Raw genomic sequence first — 22,429 nt, forward strand, 5'->3', positions numbered from 1 at the left:
TTGGGGGTTTCCCCCTGTGAGAGTAGGACGTCGCTAGGCGAAATTTAAATCCCTTCTGTACATGCAGGAGGGGTTTTTTGTATTTTTTCCGTTGAGAGTAAATAAAGTAGAAATGGGCTTTTATTTGTGACATTTTTCACATGAAGATACCTCCAAGTATGGCATAATGAGAGAAAGGAATGATTCTTAGCTTGTATTTGTGCTGTAAGGAGAATGATTCATTTGACATTATCCATGAAATGAGGTATTTCTGTTGAAGTTTCCACAACTACAAATTGAGCATATGATTCCAAGGGTTCCCATCTTACAGGGAGGGATGGGAGTAGGGATATCCTTGAGCGGGCTTTCAGCTGCTGTCGCGAATGCGGGGGGGATTGGCATTATTTCAGGTACAGGGATTTCTATTAAGGAAATGAGGACCCATATTCGCAGGGTGAGAGTGCTAACCAAAGGAAGGGGATATGTTGGGGTAAATGTGTTGTTTGCAATGAAGGATTTTGCTGAGAAAATGAAGGCTGCTATAGAAGAAAGGGTAGATTTCATTATTTCTGGAGCGGGTATTTCAAGAGATATGTATGCCTGGGGGGAAAATGCTGGAGTGCCGGTCATCTCAATCGTTTCTTCTGCAAAGCTAGCCAAGATTTCTGAAAGGTTAGGGGCAGCTGCTGTTGTGGTAGAGGGATGTGAAGCAGGTGGCCATATCGGAACAGATAGACCTTTATTTGATATTCTTCCAGAGGTAGTGAGGGCTGTGAAAATTCCTGTGATTGCAGCTGGCGGTATTTTAACGGGTGAGGATCTCGCAAAAGCGCTTAAGGTTGGAGCTTCTGGCGTACAAATAGGCACCCGTTTTGTAGCTAGCGAGGAATGCGATGCTCCTTTAGCGTTTAAGCAGAAATATGTGGATGCACAAGAACGTGATATAATGATGGTGAAAACAACAGTTGGGTTATATGGAAGAGCCATTAAAAATCAATTTACAGAACTGATTAGCAGCGTAGATAAGGTTAAAATTGCTAAGTGTCATGATTGTCTGAAGAATTGTTCGTATCGATTCTGCACATTGGATTCCTTATTGAGATCAGTTGGCGGAGATGTTGAGAATGGATTGGTTTTTGCAGGGGCAAGGGTACAGGATATTAAAGATATTTTGCCGGTGCAGCAAATTATTAATAATATCATGGAAGAATACAAGAAGGCAGTCGGGTTTAGTTAGAGATTATACATATGAAAAGCTTGTTATGTCAGCCTATAGGCAAACATAATACGAAGTGGTTGAGAAAAGTCAAAATATCATGTTTGAGCGAGTAGTTTGATATGAAACTGCTCGCTTTTTTACTTTACACTGTAAGAACGTATAAATTCCCAGCTAGAAGTTCATTCAGCGCGGTGGGGAATTTCAGGAATAAAGTATAAGTACAACTACGCTTCTGTCTTCGCCCAATGGCAGGGCTTGCCAATCGGCGAGTTTTCTTTATCAAATGTATGCAAGATATTCTTACAAATAAGCAGGATTCTTCCATCCCCTGTGTAATAGTTTGTTATGACATAAAGCAGTATTAGCTCATCTCATCTATAGATTGGGAAAGGAGTGTTCGTGATGCAACGGCAAAAGATATTAATTAACGGTGAGAGGTTAAGAAATCAATTGGAGCTGTTTGCAAATTATGGACGTACAGAAAATAACGGGGTAACGAGATTATCGTTGTCACAGGAAGATCGTGCCGTCAGGGATTACTTTTGCGATTGTTGTAAGGAACTAGGCATGTCTATTGCAGTAGATGATATGGGTTGTATTTATGCAACGTTAGAGGGGATAGAGCAGCAGCCTCCAATTCTGCTCGGATCGCATTTGGATACGGTGAAAAAGGGCGGCCGCTTTGATGGAGTATTAGGGGTTGCGGCTGGTTTAGAGGTTGTAAGAACGTTAGTTGAGAACAATATAAAGCCTCGTGTTCCGATTACGATTGTTAATTTTACGAACGAGGAAGGTGCTAGATTCGAGCCTTCTATGATGGCATCGGGCGTGCTTTCAGGAAAATTTGAAAAATCGGTAATGCTGAAAAAAACGGATACTGCCGGGATTACGTTTGAGGAAGCCCTGCAAGCCACTGGGTATGCAGGCGAAGCGAAAAACCGCTTGAAAGAGGCTACAGCCTTTTTAGAACTACATATTGAGCAAGGGCCAATTTTGGAGACAGAAAATATTACAATTGGAGTTGTTGAATGTGTAGTCGGAATGGTGTGCTATGAAATTGAGGTGACCGGTGAGTCTAATCATGCAGGGACAACACCGATGGGGATGAGAAAGGATGCCCTATTTGCTACGAATAATCTGATTTCGGAAATCTGTCAACGATTAGGGGCGATCGATGATGAGTTAGTGTACACAATTGGCAGGGTGAACGTGTTCCCGAATATCCATACGGTTATTCCGAATAAAGTTGTATTTACCTTAGAGGCACGGCATAAAAATCCGGATATGATCAGCTCTGTTGAAGAAGTGATACAAGGGTTGCCGCAATCCATAGCGAAGGCGGATTGCGAAGTGAAGGCTGTCAAGCTATGGGATCGGGATACGGTTTGGTTTGATAAGGATACTTGCAATGCGCTTGAGCAATCAGCAGAGTCTTTAGGATATTCTCATAAAAGAATGGTGAGCGGAGCAGGACATGATGCCCAATTTATTGCAAGCCTTGTGCCGACTGCGATGCTATTTGTTCCAAGCGTAAATGGAAAAAGCCATTGTGAGGAAGAATTGACAGCGTGGGAGGATTGTGAAAAGGGAGTTAACGTATTGCTGGATACAGTTTTAGCATTGTTAGCTAATTAGGATGCTTAGAATCTAAAGGTGAAGCATAAAGGCAGCTGTGTATGTTGTAATTGGCTGCCTTTTTCCTGTTAATAGAAGAAAAGGGGCAGTTACATATGGTAAGGATTAAAGAGTTACTTACGAAGCAGCAGTGGCTAGAGGCTTTTCCTGTCATGAAACAGTTACGCACACACTTAGACGAAACAAGCTATGTAGAACTCATTCAGCAAGCGGTTGAGAATGGGGGATATAAGCTATTTGCCCTATTTGAGAAGGATACAATTGTGGCAACGGTAGGTTTTATGCCGATGATTACGTTATATAACGGTAAATTCATTTGGGTGTGTGATTTAGTGACAGATGACGAGCATCGCAGCAAAGGCTATGGTCAACAGCTATTGTCTTATGTGGAAAACTGGTCAAAAGATAATGGTTATAATATTGTGTCGCTGTCATCAGGTTTGCAGAGATTGGATGCACATCGATTTTATGAGGAAAGGCTAGAATATGATAAGGTGAGCTATGTATTTTTAAAGAAGATTTAGGTGCAAATCAAAAAACTAGAAATGAGAAAAGGTTCAGCGGATAATCGAACCTAATGATCGTTCTGAAGGGATGGTTACAGTGGCACTAATTCAATGTCAGTTTTATTCAGATGTTTTAAATCTAAGTACATCTATGACGGTTATATTGCCACAGCAAACGACAACACAAATCGGAATGCAGAATACACTAACAGGTGATAAGTATCAGACATTATATCTGCTGCATGGTTTGAGTGATGATGATACGATTTGGACGAGGAGGACATCGATTGAAAGATACGTTGCACCTCTTGGATTAGCCGTTGTCATGCCGCAAGTACATCATAGCTTTTATACAGATATGAAATACGGTAATAAGTATTGGACTTTCTTAACGGAAGAGCTCCCATCCATTTCTAGATCATTTTTTCCTTTATCCGATGCAAGAGAGGATAATTTTGTTGCCGGGCTTTCAATGGGGGGGTATGGAGCATTTAAATGGGCGTTGAACCGTCCTGAGCAAATCAGTGCTGCTGCTAGTTTATCAGGAGCATTAGATATCGTAAGCCTCATCAATCAAGCTGATCAAGAGGGACTTTTTCATCTGATTTACGGAAACGAAGATGTAGCTGGAACAGAACATGATTTATTTTCAATGATAGAAAAAACTAATAGAAATGAACAAAAGCCCATTTTGTATCAATGCTGTGGTACGGAGGACTTTTTATATGAGGATAATATTCGTTTTAAGGATCTATGTGAAAAAACGGAATATAACTTAACGACAGATTTTGGTTCTGGTGATCATGAGTGGGATTATTGGGATAAAACTATACAGGATGTATTAGCGTGGCTTCCGTTAAAGGGGAAATAAACAGTAGCTAAAGACACAGTGAACAGTAGTCATATGTAACAGGAGCGTTGTAAATTAGGGCATTAAAGTGCTTGAGGATCCTGAAAGGCTAGCGTCGTTTGTGCACGGCTTTTTTCACACTTTAAGAAACTTTAGGAATAAAGTATAAGGGCAACTAAGCCTCTATCTTCGCCTAACGGCTCGCTAATCGGCGAGTTTTCTTTATTTTAAGAAAGTATAAGTTTCTAGCTAGAAGTGAATTCGACGTATCAGGAAACTTTAGGAACAAAGTGTAGATGCAAATACGCCTTGCCTTCGTCAATGTGAAAGGGAGAGTACTTCTTCTTTTTGCAAGGATGATGTACAATAGAACATGTTCTCGTGCTTCACATGATAACAAACAGATATGATTGGGTATCCATAACGATAAAAATCATGTATTGTTAGATAAGATTATTCTTTATATATTTTTTGCATATATGATGCTTGAAAGGACTTTTTCTATGACAAATGAACAAAAACATGAACTGAATTCACGCAGAACCTTTGCGATTATTTCGCATCCGGATGCCGGGAAAACGACACTGACGGAGAAGTTGCTATTGCTTGGAGGAACAATTCGTTCAGCAGGGACGGTAAAAGCAAAAAAATCTGGAAAGTACGCAACCTCAGATTGGATGGAAATTGAGAAGCAAAGGGGAATTTCTGTTACATCGAGTGTAATGCAATTTTTCTATCGCGATCATCACGTGAATATCGTTGATACACCGGGACACCAAGACTTTAGTGAAGATACGTATCGTACGTTAACAGCGGTAGACAGCGCCGTAATGGTAATCGATGGAACGAAAGGGATCGAAGCACAGACGCTCAAGTTATTTAAAGTGTGCCGTATGCGAGGAATTCCGATTTTAACCTTTATTAATAAGCTCGACCGCGAAGGAAGAGAGCCGCTTGAGCTGCTGCAGGAAATTGAAGAGGTGCTTGGCATTGAATCGTATCCGGCGACATGGCCGATTGGCATGGGGAAACGATTCCAAGGAACATACGACCGATTTGAAAAGAAAATTGAAGTATATCGTGGTAATGAGGAATCGGTATTTATTGATTTTGATGGTGAAAATGTTACAGAAGAGTTAACAAAATATATCGATCCTGCCGTAATCCCGTCCTTGATTGACGAACTGATGCTAATTGATGAAGCAGGGAATGATTTCTCAATTGAAAAAGTGAAAAATGGGACATTAACGCCTGTATTTTTTGGAAGTGCCATCGCCAATTTTGGTGTGCAGTCGTTCTTTAACTCCTTTTTAAATTTAACATCTCCGCCGCAGTCGAGAATGTCTTCAAATGGTGAGATTCCCATTGATTATCCGCATTTTTCTGGATTTGTTTTCAAAATACAGGCGAATATGAACCCGGCTCACCGCGACCGGATTGCATTCGTACGTGTCTGCTCTGGAAAATTCGAGCGCGGCATGACAGTTACCCTTCCTCGTACAGGCAGAAAAATTAAATTAGGACAATCTCAGCAGTTTTTAGCCTCTGATCGGGAAACGGTAGAGGAAGCATACCCGGGTGATATTATCGGATTATATGATTCCGGTACGTATCAAATTGGAGATACAATCATCGGAGGAGGAGCGATGTTTCAGTTTGAAGCATTGCCGAAGTTCCCACCAGAGCTGTTCCGGAAAGTAAGGGCAAAAAATGCAATGAAGCATAAGCATTTTGATAAAGGGATGACACAGCTTGTCCAGGAGGGTGCAGTACAGCTTTACCGTACACCGTTCTTCGGAGACTACATTTTAGGAGCGGTCGGCGAACTGCAGTTTCAGGTATTCGAATACCGCATGAAGGCAGAGTATGGTGTGGATCTTGAATTCACATCGATGCAGCATAACAGTGCAAGGTGGATTTCAAAGGATGATGTGAAACAGATTAAAACGGATTCCCGTGCCATGCTTGTAGAGGATTTGGATGGCAATCCTGTTCTATTGTTTGAAAATGATTTTGTGCTTCGGACGTTTACTGACAAATATCCTGATGTGAAGCTAAGCACAATTTTTGAAGGATAATATAAGGAAATGCTTTAGAAAGTAATTGGGCAAGGCTTGTAGACAAAGGGGAGTTTCCCCTTATCTACAAGCCTTTTTTTACTGTAGAAAAGTATAAATTTCAAGCTAGAAGTCGTTCGAGGTAGTCGGAAATGATAAGTGTAATGTAACTACAACTACGCCTCTGTCCTCGCCCAAGAGCTCAGTCTTTTTGCCCTAAAATACAAGGGTTAGGCTTTTCTTCCTGTAACCTCAGCAATAATTTCGTAGGAGTGAAGACGCGCATTATGATCAAAGATTTGCGAGTTGATGATCATTTCATCTGCCTCAGTTCGATCTAAGAATCTTTGCAGCTTGTTTCTCACTGTCTCAGCGCTTCCGACGACTGAAGTCGCAAGCCGTTGCTGCAGGGCCGCTTTTTCATGTTCAGTGAGGAAGCTTTCCAAATTTTCTACCGGTGGCGGCAGTTGACCAGGCTTGTTTCGCAGCAGATTTAAGAACATTTGCTGCATCGAGGTCGCTAGCAGCTGTGCTTCTTCATCTGTATCTGCCGCAACAACGTTTAGACCGACCATGGCGTATGGTTTGTCTAATGCGCTGGAAGGCCGGAAGTTGCGGCGGTATAAGTCAAGAGCCGGCAATGTATACTCTGGTGAGAAATGACTTGCGAAGGAAAACGGCAAACCGAGCTGCCCGGCTAGTTGTGCGCTAAATCCGCTTGAGCCTAGTAACCAGATAGGAATACTCAGACCTTCTCCTGGAATTGCCCGTACGTAGTTATCTCCAGAAAAGGCTTCTGGGTCAAAATAGGCGCGAAGCTCAGCTAGCTGTTCCGGAAAGTCTTCGCCGCCCATTCTGTTTTCCTTGCGCAGAGCGCGGGCAGTTAGTTGATCGGTGCCAGGGGCGCGACCGAGACCAAGATCAATACGCCCTGGAAATAAAGATACTAATGTGCCAAATTGCTCTGCAATGACCAAAGGTGAATGATTTGGAAGCATAATTCCGCCAGACCCAACTCGGATCGTTGAAGTACCCGCTGCCACATGACCGATGACAACAGATGTAGCAGAGCTGGCAATGCCGGGCATATTGTGATGTTCAGCAAGCCAATAGCGGTTATATCCCCATTTTTCAGCGTGGCGAGCAAGATCAAGCGTGTTTTGTAAAGAATCAGCCGCAGTTCCGCCGGCGATAATGGGTGAAAGATCCAGCACAGAAAATTGGATATCAGATAGTTGTTTTATATTCGCAGACATATATTCAGCTTCTTTCTTTTTGGAATGGTAGTGAGTTAAGATGGAACGTTCTATATAACTGTTCCCAAAAATTATTGTATCAATTGTTTGCATCGGCTCAAAATATAATGCTTTGATCTTGACTGAGTGTATTAGAGGGAGAACACAAGCAGGTAGAATCTTGTTTTAGAAGAATACGAGTACAAGAATTATGTCCCTCGTGTCGAAATGCAGGTAAATCGGATGGTAAAATATAAAGATACTATATGTTTTGAGGGGAGAAGTGAAGGGGTTGAAAGTTGGTTTAGTTCGCCATTTTAAAGTGGTAAGAGGATATCCCCACACATTGGTTACATCCGCAGAACTTATGAAATGGGTGGGAGAATACGATGCATCCGATGTTGTAGAAAATGAAATTGATTTATGTAATATAGAATGGAAAAGGTGCTTTTCAAGCGATTTGCCCAGAGCAGAAAAAACAGCTAGAAAAGCGTTTCAGGGTTCAATTGTTTATTTGCCGGAATTAAGAGAAATCACACTTTCTCCATTTGTTCGCTGGAATATTAGAATTCCTCTTTTTGTCCATTTGCTGTGTATTCGGGGAGCCTGGCTGTTGAATCATCGATCGCAGCAGGAGGGTAAACAAGCTGTTTTCAATAGAATCAATGCGGCCCTAGATCAAATCCTTTTGCATGATGAGGATGTACTTATTGTTGGTCATGGTGGCATTATGATGTTTATGAGACAGGAGCTGCTAAGAAGAGGATTTGCTGGACCGAAATTTAGAAGAGCAGAGAATGGGAAGCTATATGTATTTGAAAAATGATAAAACAGCTTTCACGAGTTATCTTACATATATATCAGCTTCTTAATTCAATTGAAGGCTTGTTTTTGCTTTATAAAAATCCTTTTCTACAGAGGGACAAAATATTTTAGTCCGTTGCAGCCTATACAAATTCTTTGTAATATTTGTATATATTTGGGTTGCTTTTGTATAATGAAAAGATATATAAGGGGGGACAATGATGAAACGAATCTATGGATTATGTATGTGTATCCTTCTTGCTGTGGTGGTAACCGCCTGCGGCAATGCTCCAAAGCCGGAGGAAACACTGGATGCATACATACAGGCATGGAATAAGCAGAAGTTTGCTGATATGTACGATATGCTGTCTGAGAGTTCTAAGAAGTCGATCGCAAAGGACGCATTCGTACAACGTTACCAAAAAATATATAGTGATATTGAAGTAGAGAATCTTCAAGTAAAGCTGCAAAAGGAGCAAGAAAACAAGAAGGATGAAAAGGATGCTGCTATGCGGCATTATGAATTAAAGATGGACACAATGGCAGGACCTATTTCCTTTCAAAATCCAATTAAGCTTGTAAAGGAAAAAAGTGGAGAGGAAGAGAAATGGAAGATTGAGTGGGAGACAACACATATCTTTCCCGATATGAAAGCGGGGGATAAGGTTGGCATTGATACATATGAAGCAAAGCGCGGCGAAATTTTGGATCGAAGCGGAAATGGTCTTGCGATAAATGGAACTGTTCCACAAGCTGGAATTGTGCCAGAAAAGCTCGGTGCCGATGCAGAAGCAACGAAGGAGGCACTAGCTAAACTGTTAGGTATTACGGTAGAAGAGATCAATCAAAAGCTTAGTGCAAAGTGGGTGAAGCCGAATTTGTTTGTACCGATTGGCTTTTTCCCAGAGGGTGCTAATACGGATCCGGGATTGCCGGGTGTCGGCATAAAAAATGTTCCGATGCGGGTTTATCCACTAAAGGAGGCTGCTGCCCATATTACAGGCTATGTGCAGGAAATAACTGCAGAGCAATTGAAAACCCTTGCGGAAAAAGGCTACCGAGCAGGGGATGTTATTGGCAAGGCAGGGTTAGAGCAGGTATATGAGGATGAACTGCATGGCGAAAATGGTGCCCGTTTGTATATTATAGATGAAAACAACAAGGAGAAGGAAGAGCTTGCGAAAAAGGAAGCAGTTGATGGGAAAACCATCTCTGTTACGCTTGACAGCAGCTTGCAGCAAAGCATCTACACACAGCTAAACAGTGATGCTGGTACGGCGGCAGCTGTACACCCAAGCACAGGAGAGGTTCTTGCGCTTGTGAGCAGTCCTTCATATGACCCGAATGCCTTTGTTCGCGGCGTGAAGTCAGAGCAGTGGAATGCGTGGAATAATGATCCGAAAAAGCCGCTGCTGAATCGCTTCACAAAGGCATATACGCCAGGATCTGTATTTAAGCCGATCACGGCCATGATTGGTTTAAAAGCAGGGACACTTGATCCTGCTGAACAAAAGAAAATTTCTGGCTTGAAATGGGCAAAGGACGCTTCTTGGGGGAACTATTATGTAAAGCGTGTACATGAGGAGAGTTCAGTCAACTTGGAAAAAGCCTTCGTATACTCCGATAATATTTACTTTGCACAGGAAGCATTGCAAATTGGCAAAGAAGCGTTTACTGAAGGTGCTAAGGCAGTTGGTCTTGGCGAAAAGCTGCCGCTAAAATATCCGTTTCAGGCATCACAGCTTGCAAATGGCGAAATAAAAGGTGATATTGAGCTTGCTGATACGGGTTATGGTCAAGGAGAGGTGCTGATGACGCCGCTTCATGTCGCGCTTACATATGCACCGATTGTTAATAATGGTGCTATGCCAGCACCGGTGCTTGTAAAGGAGCAGGATCAACAAAAGGTGTGGAAGGAAAATGTCGTATCAGCTGAACAGGCTGAGCTATTGAAAAAGGCGTTGGTTGCTGTTGTAAATGATCCAGAAGGAACAGGCAAAAGTGCAAAGCTTGCAAATAAGCTTATAGCTGGGAAAACAGGAACAGCTGAACTCAAGCAGGGTAAGAATGAAACAGGTCAGGAAAATGGCTGGTTTACCGGATTTAATGCTGCAAATCCAGATGTTATCATTGCGATGATGGTTGAGGATGTAAAGGAACGCGGCGGCAGCTCATATGTTGCAGAGAAGGTACGGAATGTATTAGCAGCACGTTAGAAATATGTTAGCACAATAAAAACGCTGGTTAGCAGATGCCAGCGTTTTTTATTTTGGATAGAATCCAACATTTTTGCCTTCCAAATAAAAACAAAGATTTTCTATGATATGATGATGGAATATAAAGTCATATCGTGATAGATTAAATATAATCAAATAGTTTAGTAAGGTGTGTGATCAATATGAGATGTGTATCGCTAGATTTAGACGGAACATTATTGAATTCCAATCACGAAATTACCCCAGCAAGCCAAGAAGCTATCAGACAATTGCAAGCAAACGGGGTAGATGTGATCTTAAATACAGGACGAGCGTATCAGGATGTAGTAAAGGTTCCCGGCGTTCAGGAGATGAACTGTCCAATTATTTGTGTAAATGGTTCTGTTTTATATTCGAAAACAGGCAAGCTATTATATGAAGCAACGCTGCCGCTTTCTGTATATAAACGAACACTGTCTCTTTTAAGAGAGTTAAATGTAGGTGTTCTTGTCTATACAAATCATGGGGGCTTTCCGTCTACATTGCCTCCGTTACATTCAAAAAGCAAAGAGGAGCTGGAGGGGCTGTTTCAAACGTACGATTATGATCAGGTGCTTAAGCTGGAAGATGTAAAAATCTATAAGCTTATTGCGCTTGTACATGCGGAGGAAGCAGAGCAAATTGCAGGAGTGAAAGAGGCATTAGCGGGCTATGATGACATTTCTACTGCTTCTTCATTCCCGAATAACGTTGAAATTACGTCAACTGAAGCGCAAAAAGGAAAGGCGCTTAGAAGATATGAATTAATGCACAATCTCTTATTTGACGAAATTTATGCATTCGGTGATGGCGGAAATGATATTTCCCAATTCGAAATCGCAACGCAATCAGTTGCAATGGCTAATGCGCCGGAAGAGGTAAAAGCAAAGGCGACGATTGTAACAAAAAGTAATGATGAAGATGGTGTATCATACGCGATTACAGATTTATTGAAATTAGTATAAGGTGAGGTTGTTTAGGGTCCTTGAAGCAAGGACCCTTTTTCGTGTTTTCAGAATGTACAAGAGAAAGTTCAGGTGCATTTGCCTGCTCTTATTATTGTTTTTTTCCAGGAATCCATATATAAGAATGCATTCTTATATGACAAGGGACATTTCTTGCGTCCTAATAGGCTGAGCATGTATGATAAAAGTCATTGGAATATCGTACCAATTTTAGAGAGGATGAATTCAATGAAAAATAAGCTGCCTCCTGGTCAATTTGAGACAGAAAATTGGCCCATTTTGCATGTAGGAGATGTCTACGAATTTCAGGAAGAAACATGGGATTTCCGGTTGTTCGGTGAGGTGAAGGAGGAAGTGACATTATCGTATGCTAGTATGATGAAACTGCCAAAAACCGTTTCAAGCATTAATATGCACTGTGTGACAACGTGGTCGAAATTTGGCTCAATTTTTGAAGGAATCGCCTTTCGTGAATTAGTTAATCTTGTGGAACTAAATGAAGGTGTAGATTATGTAAAGATATACGGCTATTACAACGGAGACCGGTTTGCCTATTCAGCAAATTTACCGCTAGAAGCATTGCTTGAAGATGATGCGTTATTCGTCTATCGCTGGAAGGACGAACGGCATGATTGGGAGGACATCTCTCCAAAGCATGGTTATCCGCTTCGGTTCATCCCGCCAGAAGCCTTCTATTTATGGAAGGGAACGAAATGGGCTTCAGGCATTCAATTTATGAAGGGCGATGAAGCTGGATTTTGGGAAGAAATGGGCTATTCGATGACGGCAAATCCATTCAAGGAAGAACGTTATCGTTAGGCGAGAAAGGGGGGACCAATATGAAGCTTAGTATTTTGGATCAATCACCGCGCTCGGCTGGAAAAACCGAGCAGCAGGCCTTGCAGGAATCTATGAGGCTTGCGCAAGCAGGAGAAGAGCTGGGCTACACCCGCTACTGGATTGCTGAGCATCATGATATGTCAGGCCTTACATGTCCTGCACCAGAAGTGATGCTAGCATATATCGGGGCGCAAACGAGTAAGATTCGCATTGGCTCAGGGGCGATTTTATTGCCGCATTACAAGCCGTATAAGGTGGCCGAGGTATTTAATTTGCTTTCGATTTTATTTCCAAATCGTATTGACCTCGGGATTGGCCGGGCGCCGGGCGGACCAGCTGAAGCAACAATTGCGTTATCTGGAAATTTTCTAGAGCAGGTTCGGCAGCTGCCTGAAAAATTTAAAGAGCTGCTGCAATTTCTGTATCATGAATTTCCGGCTGAGCATATGTATGCGAATATTTCTCCGGCGCCGCTGCCAGCGGTTCCACCAGAGCCGTGGCTGCTTGGAACAAATGAAAAAAGCGCTATTCTAGCCGCAGAAACAGGTGTCGCGTACGTCTTTGGTCATTTTATGAGCGAGAAGGATGGCGCGCAGCTGATGAATACATACAAAAATACATTTACGGCAACTGCTAGACTGAAGCGGCCAAAGACCATTATTGCCGTAGCCGCTATTTGTGCAGAAACGACAGAACAAGCAGAGGAGCTTGCGTTAAGTGGGGCTGCCTGGAGGCTGCAGCTCGCAAACGGAGAGGGAGGAAGCGGTATCCCGCCAATCGAGGAGGCAAAGAAATATATAGGCAGCAAGCACCAGGACGTAATGGAGGGTGTACAGAAAAAGACAGTCATCGGCAATTCGCAGGAGGTAAAGCAGCAGCTTCTAGAGATACAAGCACGATACAAAGCGGATGAAATCATGATTGTCACGACGGTGCATAGCTTTGAAGATCGGATTGCATCGTATCGCCTCATCGCCAATGAAATATTAATGGAGGAGAATTGTTATGATTACAACAGTGATGTTAAATGATACACCGATTACAGTTAGTGAATATAAGGAAGAAGAGGTTTCTGACAAAAAGACAGGTAACCTGTTACATCAGATTTCGTTTGTTTTTCAGGTGAAGAGTGAGGACTATCATAAAATTACGACACTCTTGTACAAGAACGCCTTTGATGTAAAAGTCCCAGAGCGTAACTTGGAATTCCGAGCAACCATAGGTAATTATTCTACCTCATTTACAAATTTGTATAAGGAAAATCAGGTAGGTGAGTTTACACTGGAGCTAGTGGAATCGGTGCAGTGATATTGATAGCCATGCTTTGGAGGAAATTTGGCGATGGAAAGCTTTGTGACTGCTCATAATTTGGGGTTTTTATCTGAATTGCTTGGACTCGAGAATAAGGGTGTGTACGATTATCAAATTTCAGCGCAGCATCAATATCAGCCCGTTGTGGAGAAGTTGAATCATGTAAAAAACAAAGCTGCAGGACCAGCCTGCAGCTTTGTTTTTTACATATGTTCCACTTTAAGAAAATATAAATTTCTAGCTGGATGGCCGATTCGACGTAGCGAGAAATTTTAGGAATAAAGTAAAGGACAACTATGCCTCTGCCTTCGCCCAAAAGCAGGCTCTCCAGTCGGCGAGTTTTAAACTATACGATGTGGCAGGAAATGACAGTATAGGGAATACGAGAAATGAGGACATCCCCAGTCTTGGTGGCCATACTTGTTAACTAATATTTTTTCTGGCTACTTATTCGCTTATCCGTTAACAACTATTGCAGAAAAATTAGGCGTTTACAAAATGGTAAGAATGAAACGGAAGCAGCTGTTTCTTCTAAGTGTTGGTGTAGCAATGATTAACTACTTGTACCAATTCTTTATTGTTGAATCTCTTAGGAACAGAAAATCTTATTGAATGAACTTTTTACGTTAGGCGAGTAAGAAATAAGAGCAGCTAGCGCATTAACTCCCGTGTTATAGGGGAAAAACGAAGCATGTTACTATTAAGAAGTGATTGCTAAGGGAAACAGTAAGAGCGGGTAAATTTTCTGGATACCTTTGGAAAATAAACAAAAGAAAAACATCTGTCTGTTTAAACGATAGATGTTTTTTCTTTTTAGTCTCGTATTTCACTCGTACAAAATGATAGTTTGACAGAATCTGAAGCTTATGGCATTTTTCGTTTAGAAGACAAGAATCGCGCTAGGAGTCATTGTCTAGCTTTTTTCGCAGGAGGAAGGTGTATCGACTCTATTTTTTTTAGTTGATTAAGTATTCTACTTGTTGAAATAGAAAAATAGGAGTACAATGACAATCAGGTTTCGGAATAGCGAGGTGACTTCTATGGAATTTTTACACATACCAAAAACTTTTTTACAAATGAATACAATTTTTATTTCAATTTTAATTGAGGCACTTCCTTTTATTTTGATTGGGGTATTTGTCTCCGGAATTATTCAAATGTTTATAACCGAGGATATGGTTGCACGTTTCATGCCAAAGAATCGAGTATTATCGATTTTGATGGCACTGATACTTGGTCTGTTATTTCCAGGTTGTGAATGCGGCATTGTCCCCATTGTGCGCCGCTTGATTGGAAAAGGGGTTCCTGCTCATGCCGGAGTTGCTTTTATGCTAACAGGTCCGATTGTTAACCCTGTTGTGCTGTTTGCTACTTATGTAGCGTTCGGGAATAGCTGGAAGATGGTATGGCTTCGGGCAGGTACAGCATTTATTGTTGCGTTTATTGTTGCGCTTATCGTTTCTTTTTTATTTAAGGGTTCTATTCTGAAGAATGAAAGCCAGCACAGCCATAGTTCGATTGTGCAGAAGACATTCAAGCAAAAGCTTTGGGATGTTTGTGAGCATGCGGTGCAGGAGTTCTTTTCTATGGGTAAATATTTAGTTATTGGCGCTTTAATTGCGGCCAGTGTGCAGACCTTTGTGAAAACATCTGTGCTTCTTTCCATTGGACAAGGTCCGTTTGCATCCGCCGGGGTAATGATGGGGTTAGCCTTTATCTTATCGCTTTGTTCAGAAGCAGATGCATTTATTGCATCGTCGTTTCAAAGTACATTTGCGGTATCTTCGCTTGTTGCGTTCCTTGTATTTGGTCCAATGGTGGATATTAAGAACACGCTGATGATGCTCGGGTCATTTAAGACAAAGTTTGTTGTTGTATTGATTGCCTTGATTGCAGTGACAGTCTATCTGAGTTCAGTAGTGCTTCATTTTGTGGGGTGAGAATATGGCACGTGCCTATATATTATTAGGATTTACTTTTTTGCTTATACAACTTCATATATCTGGAAATATTACAAAGTACATCAATATGAAATACGCCTATCTTTCTAAAAGTGCTGCTATACTGCTTGCTTTGCTGACAGTGGTGCAGGTGATTGCCGTCTTTAAGAAGGAGTCGCATGATCATGCGCATTGCGAAGATCACTGCGGTCATCATCATGAGGAGGAAAAGGGCTGGAAGCGTCGCTTTTCTTTTGTTTTACTATGTTTTCCAATTTTTAGCGGTTTATTTCTTCCAATTGCTTCCCTTGATTCCGATATTGTAAAGACAAAAGGATTCCATTTTCCGGTCTCAGATCCTGGAAATAATGACCCTTTCATACAGCGGCAATTCCTAAAACCTGATACGAGCATTTATTACGGGAGCGAGGGGTATCGCGAGCTGATGGCAAAGGAGAAAAAGAAGTACGTGGGTCGTGATAAGATTGCTTTGACAGATACCGACTTCTTAAAAGGCATGGAAACTATTTATAATAGTCCGGGTGAATTTGTCGACAAAACCTTGTCATTTAAAGGATTTATTTTCCGAGATGACAGTTCAGGGAAGGACCAATATTTCCTGTTCCGTTTTGGCATTATCCATTGTGTAGCTGATTCTGGTGTGTTTGGCATGCTTGTAAACAAGCCAAAGGATGCTGATTGGAGCAATGACCAGTGGATTACGATAAAGGGGACGATTGAAACGCAGTACTATCAACCATTTCGTACGACAATTCCGGTACTCAATGTGACATCTTGGAAACAGGTTGCCACACCGAAGGATCAATATGTGTACCGTGGAGCATAATCAATCGATAGAGGGCTAACGCCAAAGGTACACGGGTACCTTTGGCGTTAGCCTTGCTTACATTTGATGACGTGGATTCTGTTTAATCTGCACAGAGTTCCTTCAACATATCCTGTTTTATACATGTTAGAAGTTTTCGTATTCTAACGGACATATACTAAGCAAATTTTAGCAGATTGATATTGACGAGTGGGATTTTATGGAATAAAATAACTATTGAACAGTGGTCAATAAGGAGGTTCTCATGTCCCCAAGAAAATCTGTACAACAAGAGCTAACACGTGAAATGATTATGGATGCAGCAAGAGACCTGTTCGTCCAAAACGGATATGGACATGTATCGATGAGACAAATTGCCAAGGAACTCGGCTACAGCCATGGTGCCATTTACTATCATTTTACAAACAAAGCAGAATTATTTTATGCCATGGTACAAGAGCATTTTCACATGCTGGATCATATATTAGCTAACATTATGGAGCAGGATTTGGAACAGCATGAAAAGCTGAGGCAGGTGCTGCTTGGCTTTATAGAGTTTGGTCTCACACATCAAAACCACTATGAGATTATGTTCCTTATTAAGGATGAGGAGGTTAGAAACTTTATTAATGAAGGGCCAAATAAAAGCTATGAAGCATTTGCGAAAAGCGCATATATGTTATGTGACAAAAAGGCATCACTTCAAGACATCTGGTCTGTGTTTCTATCCTTGCACGGCTTTGTTACTCACTATAGCCGTCATGTAGTTGGTTATGACGAGGTGAAGGATTTAGCTCGTTCGCATGTGAATTTTTTACTGAGATCGCTCATATAATTTTTTTTAAAGTTTAATTGAACAGCGGTCAATTAAAAGGGGGAGTTAAGATGAAAAAAGTGTTAGTATTAGGGGCTTCAGGAGGAATGGGATATTCAATTGTCAAGGAGCTGTGTGAAAGAGGAATTGCTGTCATAGCCTTTGCGCGTACAAAAGAGAAACTGGAGAAATTGTTTGGCGCAGAGCCCAATGTCACAATCATAACTGGTGATATTTTTCGGGTGGAAGACTTACAAGCTGCTGCTAGAGGAGTAGAGGTTATCTTTCAAGCAGCAAACATACCGTATGCTGACTGGGAAGGAAAACTAGCTGCCTTTATGACAAATATTGTCCATGCAGCGAAGGAACAGTCCGCGAAGCTTGTGATTGTAGATAATATCTATGCTTACGGACGGAGCCCTGGCAAGAAGGTAGATGAAGCGGCGCCGAAACAGCCTCATACGAAAAAAGGAAAGCTTCGGTTACAGGTGGAAACAATAGTAAAGGAATCCAGTGTGCCGGCACTTATTGCTCATTTCCCTGACTTTTACGGCCCGAATGCTGAAAGCACCATCTTGAACTATACCTTGCAAAGCATAGTACAAAACAAAAAGGCCAGCTTTGTCGGAAACCAAAAAATTGCAAGAGAATTCATTTTTACGCCAGACGGGGCAAAGGCTATTGTCAATCTGGCATTGCGCGAGGAAGCATACGGACAGAACTGGAATATTCCTGGGGCGGGCGTCATCACAGGAGAGGAAATTGTCCAAATGCTTCGAGGAATTACGAAGTATGACAAACGAGTATCAACGATCACGAAAGGCATGATTCAATTTCTTGGCTTGTTCAATGCCAATATGCGCGAGGTTGTGGAGATGCTGTATTTAACGGAAGAGCCGGTTGTACTAAGTGGGGAGAAATATGAAAGAATCATTGGAAAGCTGCCGCGCACCTCTTATGAAGAGGGACTAAGACAGACGATTGCCTATATGAAGGCGCAGCAATAAGCGCTCAGTCTGACAAAGGAGAGCAGGATGTTATCTTAAGTGGTAAGATCCTGCACGATCTTTCTTGGTCCATGAGAGTGTATTTTTCTCTTTTTGTGTTTATCTTAAGTAAGAAGCTGCAAACTTTTTACATATGCAAGGAAAGGAAGAGATATACATGAAAAAAACAGTACAGGTTGTTGGCGCGGTCATTTTTAATGAAACAGACGATATTCTATGTGCCTTGCGTTCCCCTGAAATGGATCTCCCTAATCTATGGGAATTTCCCGGCGGTAAGGTGGAGGAAGGCGAACAGCCAGAGGACACATTAAGCCGTGAAATCCAAGAAGAGCTAGGCTGCGCCATCGAGATTTTCGAAAGATATGCCGATATTATCCATGAGTATCCAAATGTCATTGTAAATTTGATTACATACAAAGCTAAGATTATAGAAGGCACAGCGACTGCAAAAGAGCATGCGGAATTGCGATGGGTGCCGGCTAAGGAATTACTGCATTTGGAGTGGGCGCCAGCGGATATTCCGACGGTGCAACTGTTGACGGGGGATCGGGGGTAGGGTTAGAGAGAAATAAGCGTTGTGTTTACATAGCGGATTATCCTTACAGAAAAGATGGTGGACAAAGAAAAAAGGCAGAGGTTTCTGCCTTTTTTCTACCCAAGTCAATAGGATACGAATGAAACAATAAAAAAGATCTGTACTGAACGGTTTTTATTTTTACGAATCTCATAAACTCATTCTTCATATTTCCTTTTTAAATACTCCAAAACGACTCTATCAAAAGCCACGATAGCTGCCCATCTACCTTCCCTAAATTGTAGTAAAGGCATGTCCGGAAATTGATTGGTATCGTAAATATGGTATCCCTTGCCTCTAATCCATTGCAACTTTAAATGGTCATACTCTTTAATGTCTTGGATAGCCCATCCGATTTCATCCATATATTATCATCCCCTTAAAGTGGTTTGTTTAAAAGTATGCAAAGTATAAAGGGAACATAACTATTTTAAAAAAAGCATGTATTATTGATTTATTTTTTGGCGGATAATCAAGCTTGCACTCGAAATTTCCTACACATCCCTTGACAATTATCCATATACTACCTATGATAAGGTTAAATCTAGGAATGGAGGTATCTTTGCCGATATGTATTTTGTACACTTTGCTCGCTAATACAAAGCTATACGAGACAAAGGCGCTGCCTAACGGTGGTATGTGTACAGAATAACTATGCCCATTTTTAGAACGCGGCTTATACGGCAAAAATGCTTTCGTGATTGAATTCATGTTCTTTATTGAACTGTGTTCTTTTGCAACCCATTTTTGTGTTATTCATTTTTCGCATATCCATCACAGGCAGCTGCCTGTGATTTTTTATTTGAAGAAAGCGGGGAATGCATATGCTGATTGTAAAGGCAGATGGAGTTGCAAAGGAATGGAACGGTAAGCAGATTTTTGCGAACGCGCATATTGAAATCTCACAGGGCGAACATATTGCTCTGCTTGGGAGAAATGGTACAGGAAAAACAACATTCATCCAAGCTTTGCTTGGGAAAACGAGTATAGATCGCGGCAGCATCCAGCGCATGCTGCCGATTGAAGAATGGGGCTGCATGGAGCAGCATCTCCATGTTGGGGAAGAAACGACATTGTTGGAGTTCGTATACGCCGGGATGCCAGAGCTGTCTCGTATCAAGAACGAGATGAGCATATTGGAAAAACAACTTGGACAACAAGATGCGGATTTTGAGTCTTATAATAGGTTGTATGAGCAATATATGAATTTGGACGGTTATACGTGGGAGGTACGCGTAGAGACCTATTTACAAAAGGTAAATCTAGCGGCGGATTTGTGGCACCATCCTTTTAACAGCTTAAGCGGCGGACAGAAAACGAGAGCACAGCTGGCGCGGCTGGCAGCATTGGAACCAAAGCTGCTTATTCTTGATGAGCCGACAAATCATCTTGATAGCGAGACAATGGATTGGCTGGAGAACTGGATTAAGCATTATGCGGGTGCTGTTCTGATTGTGTCACATGATCGTTATTTTTTAGATCGCGTTGCTCATGCGATTTATGAATTGGCTCCTGAAGGAACAAAGCGTTATAAAGGCGGTTATACCGCCTATCGCTCGCAAAAGGATGCTGAGGAAAGAGCGCTTGCCGCGCAGTATGAAAAGGAAGAGAGGGAGCGCCGCAAGCTGAAGGAGATTATCACGCAGTATCGAAACTGGTTTCAGCAAAGCCATAACGCAGCCAGTGAGCGGGATCCGTTTCAGAAAAAGAAGGCAACAAAGCATGTAACGCGTTTTAAAGCGAAAGAAAAATCGTTGGAGAAGCTGTTGGAGAATCGCACTGAGAAGCCGAAGGAGACGGCTCAGGTAAAGCTAAGCTTTCAGGAAAGCCGCTTTGAAGCAAACTCGCTAGTACGCGTAGAGGAGCTTTCATTCTCTTATGGAAAAGAGCCGCTATTTCAGCAGCTTTCGTTCTATGTTCAAAAGCAGGAGAGAATCGCTGTGATTGGACCAAATGGTGCAGGGAAAACAACGCTGCTTAAGCTGCTTGTCGGTGATTTGATGCCAGCTGCTGGCTCGGTTATTCATCATCCAGAGCTGAAAATCGGTTATTTTGCGCAGGAGCTAGGAAAGCTGGATGTGAATCAAACGATCTTAGAAAGCATTTTAGCTATTCCAGACATGACACAAACGAATGCCCGTACACTGCTTGGCTGTTTCCTATTTCAGCGGGAGGATGTAGATAAGCGAATTGAAGAATTGAGCATGGGAGAGCGCTGCCGGGTTGCTTTTGTGAAGCTGTATTTCTCGGGAGCAAATTTACTCGTACTTGATGAACCTACCAACTATCTTGATATTGAAACTCGTGAGGTGATTGAGCAGGCGTTAGAGAGCTATCCTGGAACATCGATTATTGTTTCGCATGATCGGTATTTGCTGCAAAAGCTCGCCACAAGAGTGTTATACATCAATGGTGAGGAGACAAGAGTATTTCCGGGCACATATGAAGAATTTTGGAATACTAGGCTGGGGGTATCCTCTGAGCAAACGGATGCGATAAATCAAATTCAAAAGCTGGAACTAGAGCTAGCGGTATTAGCGGTGCAGGAGGAGCCGGAAACAGAGGATATGCAAAAGGAGCTAATTGCACGTATGCGATTTCTCCATGAAGAACTGGCACGTTTGAAGGAAGCCTTACAATAATACAAAGTGGAGAAACAATCTCAGGTTCAAAAGCTTTTAGCTTTTGAACCTTTTTGCGTATGGTATGCAAATTATTATTTTTTCTATGCCAAATCACCGTTGCAGCCTTTACTAGCGCAGCGAATTTTCTTGCTATTTATGAAGCGCCTCCGCAAACTGCTTAAGTGTCATATCATATGTAACAAAAATACGGGGCATGCGGTAAAGTTCATTAGGCTGTCCTGTTTCTTTGAACATACCCGGCTTTACCGTAACGGCAAATTTGTAATAGTTCTTCGTTTCAGCTATGACCCTGTCATCGAAAAAGCCAAACGGATAAGCGAGGGCAATCACAGGTTTTCCAGTGATTGATTCGAGCTTTTCCTTCGATCCCTTCAGCTCGTATTCGGAGTTTGGCGTATTTCGTAAGTCCGGATGTGTAGCAGTATGTGATTGAATGGAAAACAGTTTGGAGTTTGACATTTCTAAAAGCTCTGGTCCGGACAGCCGTTTTGGCTTGGTAATAAAGTCAGAAATGGCAAAAATCGTTCCTGCGGGCTGAAAAGTACCATCTTTTAGTTTTTGAAAGACAGAGAATGCATTCCATAAGTTTTTGTACCCGTCATCAAATGTAACGAAAATGGGTTTTTCCACCTTGTTTACCTCATCCCACCGTTCAAAGGTAAGAAGCGTATAGCCGTTGTCCTTTAAATACCGCATTTGCTGCTCAAAGCTTTTAGGTGAGACGTATAAATCTCTGATGCCGCTGCCTTTAAATTCATCAATAGAATGGTACATAAGAATTGGAACAGATTTTTGGGCAGCGGCTTGGGAGCTGAGTCCGAAGATACATGTGAATAATAGTAAGACAGCTATATATTTTTTCATCAAATCCCTCCTTTTGCTTTAGTTTGCCATAATTGCGCCGGATACAATCGGGTGAGCAAAATCGAAAAATTAATTGTATAGCATGTGTTTCCTTATGTTGACATATAGAACATAAGTTCGTATA

General features: G+C 41.8%; 21 protein-coding genes. 18 read left to right on the forward strand and 3 right to left on the reverse strand.

The window, feature by feature from the left end; translation table 11 throughout:
* Window positions 1-283: 283 nt before the first annotated feature.
* The 5 genes from EP737_RS22515 (at window position 284) to EP737_RS22535 (ending at window position 6,267) form a co-directional block, all read left to right on the forward strand.
* Window positions 284-1,216, forward strand: coding sequence for an NAD(P)H-dependent flavin oxidoreductase (locus EP737_RS22515; protein WP_205651003.1), 933 nt, complete (start codon window positions 284-286; stop codon window positions 1,214-1,216).
* A gap of 384 nt (window positions 1,217-1,600) precedes the next feature.
* Window positions 1,601-2,833, forward strand: coding sequence for a Zn-dependent hydrolase (locus EP737_RS22520; protein ID WP_129731250.1), 1,233 nt, complete (start codon window positions 1,601-1,603; stop codon window positions 2,831-2,833).
* 95 nt (window positions 2,834-2,928) lie between these two features.
* Window positions 2,929-3,357, forward strand: a complete 429-nt coding sequence (locus EP737_RS22525; RefSeq protein WP_129731253.1) for a GNAT family N-acetyltransferase — start codon at window positions 2,929-2,931, stop codon at window positions 3,355-3,357.
* 79 nt (window positions 3,358-3,436) lie between these two features.
* Window positions 3,437-4,210, forward strand: coding sequence for an alpha/beta hydrolase (locus tag EP737_RS22530; protein ID WP_129731255.1), 774 nt, complete (start codon window positions 3,437-3,439; stop codon window positions 4,208-4,210).
* Between the two features lie 482 nt (window positions 4,211-4,692).
* Entirely contained in the window at window positions 4,693-6,267 is a 1,575-nt protein-coding gene (locus tag EP737_RS22535) for a peptide chain release factor 3 (protein WP_129731258.1), read from the forward strand.
* A 209-nt stretch (window positions 6,268-6,476) separates the two neighbouring features.
* Here EP737_RS22535 and EP737_RS22540 read toward each other — a convergent pair whose 3' ends face one another.
* Window positions 6,477-7,502 (reverse strand): LLM class flavin-dependent oxidoreductase, encoded by a 1,026-nt coding sequence (locus EP737_RS22540; RefSeq protein ID WP_129731262.1) that lies wholly within the window; start codon window positions 7,500-7,502, stop codon window positions 6,477-6,479.
* Between the two features lie 262 nt (window positions 7,503-7,764).
* Between EP737_RS22540 and EP737_RS22545 the strand changes: the two genes are divergently transcribed.
* From EP737_RS22545 to EP737_RS22600, 12 genes are all read left to right on the forward strand, one after another.
* The gene (locus EP737_RS22545; protein WP_246040350.1) at window positions 7,765-8,307 is read left to right on the forward strand and encodes a histidine phosphatase family protein; all 543 of its coding nucleotides are present in this window, start codon (window positions 7,765-7,767) and stop codon (window positions 8,305-8,307) included.
* A gap of 199 nt (window positions 8,308-8,506) precedes the next feature.
* Window positions 8,507-10,501: a penicillin-binding transpeptidase domain-containing protein gene (locus EP737_RS22550; RefSeq protein ID WP_129731265.1), complete on the forward strand. Its 1,995-nt coding sequence runs from the start codon at window positions 8,507-8,509 to the stop codon at window positions 10,499-10,501.
* 182 nt (window positions 10,502-10,683) lie between these two features.
* Window positions 10,684-11,484 carry a Cof-type HAD-IIB family hydrolase gene (locus EP737_RS22555; protein ID WP_129731268.1) on the forward strand — a complete coding sequence of 267 codons (801 nt, stop codon included), beginning with the start codon at window positions 10,684-10,686 and terminating at the stop codon, window positions 11,482-11,484.
* Between the two features lie 228 nt (window positions 11,485-11,712).
* A complete protein-coding gene (locus tag EP737_RS22560) occupies window positions 11,713-12,303 on the forward strand; it encodes a molybdopterin-dependent oxidoreductase (RefSeq protein ID WP_129731272.1) in 591 nt (196 codons plus the stop codon).
* Between the two features lie 20 nt (window positions 12,304-12,323).
* Window positions 12,324-13,355 (forward strand): LLM class flavin-dependent oxidoreductase, encoded by a 1,032-nt coding sequence (locus EP737_RS22565; protein ID WP_129731275.1) that lies wholly within the window; start codon window positions 12,324-12,326, stop codon window positions 13,353-13,355.
* Entirely contained in the window at window positions 13,330-13,632 is a 303-nt protein-coding gene (locus EP737_RS22570; protein WP_129731278.1) for a DUF3219 family protein, read from the forward strand. The genes EP737_RS22565 and EP737_RS22570 overlap by 26 nt, the downstream gene beginning before the upstream one ends.
* Before the next feature lie 33 nt (window positions 13,633-13,665).
* Entirely contained in the window at window positions 13,666-13,911 is a 246-nt protein-coding gene (locus EP737_RS22575; RefSeq protein WP_129731280.1) for a hypothetical protein, read from the forward strand.
* Window positions 13,912-14,675: 764 nt separating this feature from the next.
* Window positions 14,676-15,575, forward strand: coding sequence for a permease (locus EP737_RS22580; RefSeq protein ID WP_129731283.1), 900 nt, complete (start codon window positions 14,676-14,678; stop codon window positions 15,573-15,575).
* Between the two features lie 4 nt (window positions 15,576-15,579).
* Window positions 15,580-16,422, forward strand: a complete 843-nt coding sequence (locus tag EP737_RS22585; RefSeq protein WP_129731285.1) for a TIGR03943 family putative permease subunit — start codon at window positions 15,580-15,582, stop codon at window positions 16,420-16,422.
* Window positions 16,423-16,666: 244 nt separating this feature from the next.
* Window positions 16,667-17,236 carry a TetR/AcrR family transcriptional regulator gene (locus EP737_RS22590; RefSeq protein WP_129731287.1) on the forward strand — a complete coding sequence of 190 codons (570 nt, stop codon included), beginning with the start codon at window positions 16,667-16,669 and terminating at the stop codon, window positions 17,234-17,236.
* A gap of 50 nt (window positions 17,237-17,286) precedes the next feature.
* Window positions 17,287-18,222, forward strand: coding sequence for an SDR family NAD(P)-dependent oxidoreductase (locus tag EP737_RS22595; protein ID WP_129731289.1), 936 nt, complete (start codon window positions 17,287-17,289; stop codon window positions 18,220-18,222).
* Window positions 18,223-18,379: 157 nt separating this feature from the next.
* Window positions 18,380-18,778, forward strand: coding sequence for a (deoxy)nucleoside triphosphate pyrophosphohydrolase (locus EP737_RS22600; RefSeq protein WP_129731291.1), 399 nt, complete (start codon window positions 18,380-18,382; stop codon window positions 18,776-18,778).
* A 176-nt stretch (window positions 18,779-18,954) separates the two neighbouring features.
* On the opposite strand, the gene EP737_RS22605 is transcribed toward EP737_RS22600, so the two are convergent.
* The gene (locus tag EP737_RS22605; RefSeq protein WP_129731293.1) at window positions 18,955-19,161 is read right to left on the reverse strand and encodes a hypothetical protein; all 207 of its coding nucleotides are present in this window, start codon (window positions 19,159-19,161) and stop codon (window positions 18,955-18,957) included.
* A gap of 459 nt (window positions 19,162-19,620) precedes the next feature.
* On the opposite strand from EP737_RS22605, the gene abc-f reads away from it, so the two are divergent.
* Window positions 19,621-21,438, forward strand: a complete 1,818-nt coding sequence (gene abc-f, locus EP737_RS22610) for a ribosomal protection-like ABC-F family protein (RefSeq protein WP_129731295.1) — start codon at window positions 19,621-19,623, stop codon at window positions 21,436-21,438.
* A gap of 132 nt (window positions 21,439-21,570) precedes the next feature.
* On the opposite strand, the gene EP737_RS22615 is transcribed toward abc-f, so the two are convergent.
* The gene (locus EP737_RS22615; RefSeq protein ID WP_129731297.1) at window positions 21,571-22,305 is read right to left on the reverse strand and encodes a polysaccharide deacetylase family protein; all 735 of its coding nucleotides are present in this window, start codon (window positions 22,303-22,305) and stop codon (window positions 21,571-21,573) included.
* Between the last annotated feature and the right edge of the window lie 124 nt (window positions 22,306-22,429).

It is taken from the genome of Ectobacillus funiculus, from assembly GCF_004138295.1.
In the GTDB taxonomy this organism is placed as follows: domain Bacteria; phylum Bacillota; class Bacilli; order Bacillales; family Bacillaceae_G; genus Ectobacillus; species Ectobacillus funiculus.